Genomic DNA, 8430 nt, shown 5'->3' with positions numbered 1-8430 from the left:
GCCGATTGTGCTACATCATGACTGAAGGTCAAATTCTCTTTATGAAAAATAATGGTTATACCACGATCATTCAGACTATTCACAATTTCGTTCAGATCATTTGTATTACGTGCCAGACGATCAATACTATGAACATGCACCGTATCACCTTCACGCAGATAGTCGAGCATTGCATTTAACTGAGGACGTTCACGGCTACCACCGCTTGCCTTTTCAGTAAAGGTCTTATCCAGGCTGATTCCATCTAATTGACGTTCAGTATTTTGTTCAGTTGAACTGACTCGAATATATCCGACCTGATTAGGCATTCTGTACCGTTAGAGTTTAGATAATTAAATACATATTGTACCGAAATTAAATATTAAGTCTATAAATACGGTTTTTGAGTTGCTTTTTAAGACTTTATTTTGTTCCGTTAGGCTATACTCTATAGTTACATAATTCGTGATTTAAAGAGACCTAGAAAAAGAGAAATGGTATTTATTTGAGCTAATCAAAGTTGAGAAACTTTAGAATTCTTGCGTTAGTCAAATTTTAAGCAGCCAAAAGCTATATTTTATGAGGTTTTAGCCAATTCAAAAATTAGATAAACTATACTTTCGCAAGAGGTCTTTTGATTAAATAATAAGCGTGGAACGTGAAAAATCATAAAAAAAGCCCACCTTGGGGAAGATGGGCTATCAACTAGAAACTACAGCATTGATTTCTATAGAGAATTATAACGCTGTTATTCCTAAGTAGTAATGTCCTACCTTAAAACCAAATAGAAATGTCCTATACAGACATTTCCAAGTCAAGCACAGGATTCAGATTTCGTTCTTTGATTACTGTCTTCTGTGCACGTCTGCTTGGCATAGATTGAGAACGATTACGTTTGTTTTGCTGTTCCAATTCTTCATGCTGTTGTTGAATATGATTGAGAACTGCACCTAAACGTTTATTCTCAACAATCTCTCGCTGGTTAAGCTGACTTAATTTATCGAAGATGCTGTAATTGATTTTTCTTCCCTGATATTCAATCGCGACTGTACCATCCGGGTATTCCAGGAACTCAAGATACTTACTAATCAATCTTTGGTTTTCTTCCGTGTTTTCCAGGAGATATACGCATTTATCATAAGTAATCGTCAGGCTATTCGTGACTCTGCGGGGTTCACGCCAGGTAAAAATATCATCTAATTCTTCGGCTGTTTCAGTGACAGTCCGGTGTAGATCCTTGGGATTAAAGGCCATCTTGGCAAACTTCTGATTGAATTGCTCAATGAAGCAGGGTAGCCAGGCATTCGCTTGTTCAATCGAACAGATGCCTTCCAGGCGCATTTCTTTGATCAGACGGTCCTGAAGCGTTCTATTGGCTCGTTCTACACGGCCTTTGGCCTGTGGTGAATTAGCGAAGATAATATCGATATTCAGGGTGCTGAGTACGCGCCCAAATTGCGTAATCTTGGTGTCTTTCTTGCTGCTTTGATTCACCCTGAAGACTGAATGTTTATCGCTGTAGAAGGCTAAAGGCTTACCATGCTGCTCAACATACAAACGTGTTGAAATCATATAGTCAAAGGCTGATTCTGACTCACAGAAGCGTAAGTGCTGCAATTTTCCTGTGGCGTCATCGATAAACACCAATAGACAGCATTTAGGGGCTCTTCCTTCAAACCAGTCATGATGTGAGCCATCAATTTGGATCAGTTCACCATAACAGTCCCGGTTATAACGAGGCTGATATGGGCGTTTCAGGCGTTTGGAGCGAGGAATCCATAAATCGGCTGCAATCATCCAGGAACGCAGGGTTTCCACTGAAATATCGAATCCATGAATGGTAGTCAGCTTTTCATGCGCTAAAGTGGGTCCGAAACCATGGAATTGCTCAGCAACCATATTGAGGCACTTGAGCCTGAGTTCTTCAGGAAGCCTGGAATTGCTGGTTTGACCACGACCGGCATGGGCTAATGCAGCTGGGCCTTGAGCTTTGTATTTTTGCAGTAAACGCCTGATCTGACGTTCTGAAATATGAAGTAGCTGAGCAGCCTGGGATTGAGTTATGCGTTGATCGCAGATTTCCTGCACGACCGACAATCGTTTAAGTTCTTTATCCGACATAGACACCAACATATCAAACCGTCCGCTTCGATAATCGCAAAAGCGCATATTCTAAAAGCGGACATTTTTACTTTGGAGAAACCGGACATTTCTATTTTGGAGTTACAAACGCATTTCGTATAAGGTGTATTATGTTAATTTTAGATTTTTTAAAAAATTAGGGCATCCATGAATCCTTTAGAATTCTACTGTTTAATATTGAAAAATATGGATAAAAACCTGGCTAAGAAACTAGGTAAAATTGAGAAAAAATATACTAATGTTCCATTTAAAAATGATGAAATAGCTAAAGTTAAAATTAAATCCGAATTTGCTTCAGAAATGGGGTTTTTCGTACTTAATTCAGCAACTTCTTTAGCTGTAGATGAAGAAAACTATAATTTTGCATACTGCTTAAAAATCTTAGAACTATATCCAATTAAGAATAACGATTTTTTTTATTGGAATGAGCATATAAAGCTATTTTCAGAATTAGAAAAAAATAATTTTTTATATGAAGATGTCTGCAAACTACATGATTTTCTGGTAAATAACTTTAGCTTTAACGGTGATTTAAAGAATATTATTAGTCATGTGCATATTCTTATCTGAATGGACACCTAGTGGTACGTAGTATTGAACACTGATTCTTATTCTACTTGGACAGTAGTTTCTCCTTCATTAGTTCACCAGTTCACCAAATCAATAAATTTTATCAATTCATCAGACTCAAATTATTTTCAATATTAGATAGCAGTCTAATCTTTTATCTTACTAAAAAAATCTGGCTCTTTTGAGCTGATCCCATATGTACCATGTCTCCATTTTGCCTGTGGTAACCCAAATTTTCCTAGCTTCCCATTCTCATAATATTCTTGTAAATATTTTCGATTACTCTCATTGCGTTTTGAATCAACTTCCTTAAAGGCCTCTAGAATTTCTGAAGCTATTTCAACATCAATGTTGTTAGTACTCTTAAAGCGTTCAAAATATTGTTTCCATGCTTCATAATTAATTGATTCATCACTACCTTTATTTCCCGAGGTAATAACAGGACCTTGCTCCATCTTAGATAAATTTTCTTTATACTTTTTTTTACGCAAGTCATTAATTTTTGGATTTTTCTTATACCTCGATAAATTATGACTGTAATTTGTTTGTTTGCTATCTTCATGACTTGCTAAGTCATCATATGCTTTCTTTTTCAGTTTGGAGGAATTAATGCGTTCATAATTACCCGCAACTTGTATAGTCTCTTTATTTTTTAATACATAAAACTTCTTTTTACGTAATGGGGCGCGATAAAAATTAATTTGTGCTATAAAAATATTTTTAATTTTTAATACATAGATATACGGATCATAGTAGGAATCTAAGTGCTTTTTATAAAGATCAGGGCTAATAAAGTCGACATTTGAACAATGTGGTAGCGGTAAAGATATCTTATTATTCTTCAAAACCTTACTAGGTTTATCAATTTTTAAGTAAGCAGAACCGATATCCTCTTTAAACCATTGTGCTATAGCAGTATTGAGTAACTGATAAACTACTTCTTTATTTTTTGTTCCTATAATGCAATCAATTTTAGGTTTTAAACTTAGTAAGAAAAAATTAATATTTTGAATATTATTACTTTTCTTAACTTCGGAATATATATAATTTAAAGCATCAAAGAAATATCCCAACAGTTCTTTTGCTTTGGTATCTAGCTTCAAGACTATATTCTCTTGAATGAGCGTATAATCTGCTATATCTTTGTTTTTATCTATATGTTTCATAACCTTACTTTTTTAAATTAAACTCTACGTAGCTTAACCTTCAGCATTTGAGATAATCCAAATACGCTTTAATGGTAATTCAGCCTTGATGTCATCATTCAACTTTTCATAATTTAGAAAAACTTGGTTTAACAAATCATTCTGTGTCCAAAGCCTAACTCTAAAGAAGCTAGAGGCTAATTCTTTTTGTACATTAGATTTAAAGCCACCCCAAGCGACAAATAAGCCTTGCTTAGTATTAAACTTTGTCATCGCTCCAATTAACTTATCTACTGTTGGACGATCTACCTGTCCATCTCCTGATTTGACTTCTACACAAATTTGCTGTTGCCCAAATCCCATGGGGCCATCACCAGCTAAAATATCTACACCACCATCGGCACCTTCTGGACTTTGCCAACAAGTATATCCTTGTGCTTCTAATACTGCTTTGACTAATAACGTTAATCTATGACCTTTAAATTTCGATTCGATCACTTTTCTAATTTGATCTTGCCCTATAAATTCCAAATCAACTGAACTAGATTCATCTGAAGCATCTTCAACGGCAATGTCTTTTTGAACTCCTTCAAATTTTATTACCTGATGTATGTTTTCTGGTTGCCATGCGTTTTTTTCCATTGCCAGTAAACGTTCTTCAGCATTATTTCGCTGTATACGGCAAATAGTCATGAAAGCCCCAAAGCTATACAGAATATCCTGAGAAAAATGAGATCTTGGAATTCCAGTAGCTAACCATTTCACTGAACGTGAATGTTTAAATGGATCAATAGCATCAGGGTCATAGGAATATTCAGAAGTGATAATTCCTATATAAATAACGGGCTGTAGTTTAGAGGGTAGAATAATTCGATCACCAATATTCATCGTATGAATAAATGGCCAAATTTGACTGGCATGATTTGAGAGCTTTCTAGGCTTAGCATCAAGGTCTGTTTTTGCTAGTTCAGCAATTAAATCCCCTCGATTAACAATTTTTTTTAAATCTAAATGTAAGTTATCCCAAGTTACATAAATTCTAGATGAACTCAAAAACCTTTCTTCATATTCACCTTGTGAACCAGCTCTTACCAACCATACAGCCATATAATATTTTTCCTATTTACGCCACAGCACTTTCATTAAACGCTTCAACAACCCCAAATATGTTGTCAGCATCTGCATCACCGAATACACCATCAATCCCTTCATAATGGATCTGATTAAATGGTGGTTCATAAAGCTGCGATGCTTCTAACGTTCCCCGTATGGTCAAGTGCTCAATCACCATTTCTATAAAGCGAATTTGCTTTTCGTTATAAGTTGAACCTTGTAGATACTTAGAGAAAGCCTGTTGTACTGCCTGACGATCCAGACCAACAAGAGAACGAATGAAAAGTGGTAACGGTTTCTCAGTACCAAAGCATTCTTCAAACTTCTCTTTACTTTCCACTTCCTGAGCGTCAAACACAAATCGTTCTAGTTCGTTCAGGTCAGTTGGGGTAAGAGCTAAGCCACGCTTCAATTTGGCAATGGTGATGTGATCTTCATTTGATTTGATGAAGCTTTCAACTCGTTTACGGTATTGAGCAATGTTTACACCACTGGAAACCACAGGAATATCCACTTCTGTTGCTTCACCAATTTCATCATCAAGCATCGAGTACACAATCGTTGAGGTAGATTTCTCAATCAGCTTCACCAATCCCCGAATGCGTTTACGCATCGACTCCAGCATTGGAACAGTGATGCCTTCCCAATAGGCTTCAGTTTGTATTTCTTGAATCAGGTTAATCTGTGCCGCTACCACAGGAATATTTTCTTTAGTTTCCAACTTAGAAGCGATTTCAATCACTTTATTGGCATAGCTTTGAGTTGCTGTATTGTTCTTTTCCAATACTGCCAACTCAAGGTTGTAGCAAAGCATATCAAACAGTTTGGCTTCTAAAGTTTCAGGCTCAAGCTGATTCGGGAGTTTCGAAATGTGTTCTCGTAATGTACCGATGGCAAGATCATCTAAGTTGTTCCAAGCATCATCATTTTTGAAATGTTCAACATGCTCAAGCTCAGACTTTACAATGAAATTGTCATTGTTCATTGACTTCACTTCAGTCTGTAAACTTTGACGCATATCTTGCTGTACAGCTTTTAGCTCTTCTGTGGCATCGTCCTTCGCATTCAGTAAACTCAGGATATTTAAACGTGCTTTAAACAAGCGTTGTCCGAGCGGTTCTGTCGTAGATACAGGCGCACCATCTGGATTTTCATTGAAGTATTCAAAGTTAGAACAGTAGTCAAAGATATAAAATTCTTTTTTATCATCTTCAGGGCTGAACAGTTCTTTGCAGAGTCGTGTGCCACGCCCAATCATCTGCATAAATTTCACTTTAGAGCGCACAGCTTTAAAGAAAACTAAGTTGACCACTTCAGGCACATCAATCCCTGTATCGAGCATATCCACTGAAATCGCAATCTGTGGCTCAGGTAAATCTTTCTTGCTAAAGTCATCAATTAAGCTTTGTGGATACTTAGTGGCATGGGTAATGACACGGGCAAACTTGCCATCATATTGCGGATAGTTTTCATTGAAGCGATCCGCAATAAACTGGGCATGTTTTTGATTGACGGCAAAGATAATGGTTTTACCCAAACGATCACCGCCTTCGGTCTTAATACCATTTTCCATCAAGTGCTTGAGCATTAAATCAATCGTGCCTGTATTAAACAGCTCTTTATTAATCTTGGATGCTGAGACTTCTTCAGGTGCATCTTCATCACCCCAATTTAGACTATCCCAATGTTGTTTTTCTTCTTCAGAGAGTTCGTCATATTTCACGCCTTCACGCATAAATTTCAATGGCACTGAAAATGCTTTCGGTGGTACGAGATAACCATCTGCAATGGCTTGATCGAGGTCGTAGTAATCGGTTGGGACACCGCTTTCTAAGCCAAATAGTGCATAAGTGTCACGATCTACTTCATCTCGTGGTGTAGCCGTTAAACCGACAAGTAGGCTATCAAAATATTTAAAAATCTCACCAAATTTTTGGTATACGCTTCGATGCGCTTCATCAATAATAATCAGGTCAAACATGCCTGTACCGAATTTACGTGTGCCATCGGCATTCATTTCATCAATCAAACCCATCATGGTTTGATAGGTCGAGAAATACACTCGACCAACTTGATTTTTATCTTCAAGTAAATTGACGAATGAAGCATCTTTTAAATTGGCTTTAAAGGCATTGTGTGCCTGATTGACCAATGAAGTGCGGTCTGCAAGGAATAATGCCTTTTGCACTACATTGGCTTTCATTAGCACATCGACCAGTGCAATGGCAGTACGTGTTTTACCTGTGCCTGTTGCCATAATCAGTAAACCTGCACGTTCTTTACGTTGGTAGGCTGCAAGCATGGCTTTAATGGCACGAGTTTGGTAATAACGCTCGACAATGTCCGCATTGATCGGGAAGCTGCTTAAATCAGGGTTGTTCTTACGTCTTTCGATCAGACGTTTGAGTTCTGCCTGCGTATAAAAACCATGTACTAAGCGTGGTGGGCCACCTTGCACATCATTCCAAATTCGGGTTTTGTAACCATTGGTATAGAAAATGACAGGGCGTTGTCCTGTTTGTTGCTCTAAACAGTCTGCATAGAGCTTGGCTTGTTGTTGCCCAATATCAGGGTCAGTTGATGTACGTTTTGCTTCAACCACAGCCAAAGGCAAGCCATTGGCATCATAAAGTACATAATCCACCGCACCTTTACCTGATGGACTCGGCATCCCTGTAACAGGCACTTCTTCTCGAACTGTTGTGCCAATTTCCCAACCTGCTTCTTCAAGCATCAGGTCAATTTTAAGTTTTCGGGTTTCGTCTTCTTTATAGTCGGTATGGTCTTCGATTTTGCTGTTGGCAATTTTGGCTTGTTCGACATCTGCACGTTTTTGAGCAAGTTCAGCATCAATATCGGCAAGTAGTTTTTCACGCTCTTCGAGACTTGCAGAGAGTTCAAAGAGTTTCTGTTCTCGCTCACGTAGCGCTTTATGCTGTTCTGCAAATTCTTTTTCTTTAGTTTCTACTTCTTTTTGCAGTTGTTCTTTGTTGGCGGTAATTTGCTGAGTATTGTCAGCATTTGGTATGAGTTTTGGGTTAAATATAATCGACTGAGAACGGTCTTTTGACGGTGAACCGTAGTTACGCTCAAACCAGACATACATCAAGAAAAGATGCTGAATGTGTCTTACCGTTTCTTCAGTAGTGAGCTGCTTGAACTTTTTCCCATGTACGGCACTATTGCCGACCATGCGGATGTTGTCCATTTTGTCCCAAATATAGGGTGGAATCAGGTCTTTAAATTTGAGGTCGTTGAGTAAGTTATGTAGTGAAGCATCATAAGGCTGAGTCAGTTTTTTATCGTATTGATACAGCCAAAGTACAAGGTTTTCGAGTGATGAACGAGCCGCAGCAAGGGCAAATTGTGGGGATATATACGTGAGCTTTTCGGCTTCTTTTGCGGTGGCTGCCAAGCTTTTAAATTCAGGTTCTAAAAACGAGAAGTTACTCATGTATATACCCTCAAATATTAAATTAAA

Annotated in this window: 6 protein-coding genes; 1 reads left to right on the top strand and 5 read right to left on the bottom strand. The window is 37.7% G+C overall.

Annotation, left to right across the window (positions count from 1 at the left end):
- Together FTT71_RS12790 and FTT71_RS12785 are read right to left on the bottom strand one after the other, a co-directional pair.
- On the bottom strand, positions 1-308 hold a 308-nt coding region (locus FTT71_RS12790; protein ID WP_180161013.1), incomplete at its 3' end, for a recombinase family protein.
- Between the two features lie 466 nt (positions 309-774).
- Entirely contained in the window at positions 775-2100 is a 1326-nt protein-coding gene (locus FTT71_RS12785) for an ISNCY family transposase (protein WP_179989167.1), read from the bottom strand.
- 168 nt (positions 2101-2268) lie between these two features.
- Between FTT71_RS12785 and FTT71_RS12780 the strand changes: the two genes are divergently transcribed.
- Positions 2269-2691 carry a hypothetical protein gene (locus FTT71_RS12780; protein ID WP_180161012.1) on the top strand — a complete coding sequence of 141 codons (423 nt, stop codon included), beginning with the start codon at positions 2269-2271 and terminating at the stop codon, positions 2689-2691.
- Positions 2692-2837: 146 nt separating this feature from the next.
- Here FTT71_RS12780 and FTT71_RS12775 read toward each other — a convergent pair whose 3' ends face one another.
- The 3 genes from FTT71_RS12775 to FTT71_RS12765 are packed head-to-tail and all read right to left on the bottom strand — an operon-like array spanning position 2838 to position 8403.
- On the bottom strand, positions 2838-3857 hold the full coding sequence (locus FTT71_RS12775; protein ID WP_151839329.1) for a hypothetical protein: 1020 nt from the start codon (positions 3855-3857) through the stop codon (positions 2838-2840).
- 33 nt (positions 3858-3890) lie between these two features.
- A complete protein-coding gene (locus FTT71_RS12770) occupies positions 3891-4943 on the bottom strand; it encodes a restriction endonuclease (RefSeq protein WP_151839328.1) in 1053 nt (350 codons plus the stop codon).
- Positions 4944-4959: 16 nt separating this feature from the next.
- A complete protein-coding gene (locus tag FTT71_RS12765) occupies positions 4960-8403 on the bottom strand; it encodes a DEAD/DEAH box helicase family protein (protein ID WP_179988798.1) in 3444 nt (1147 codons plus the stop codon).
- Positions 8404-8430 lie beyond the last annotated feature (27 nt).

Source organism: Acinetobacter sp. YH01004 (assembly GCF_013420455.1).
GTDB lineage: Bacteria > Pseudomonadota > Gammaproteobacteria > Pseudomonadales > Moraxellaceae > Acinetobacter > Acinetobacter towneri.
Note: the sequence above shows the minus strand (reverse complement) of the source record. Positions and strands in the feature narration are given on the sequence as shown.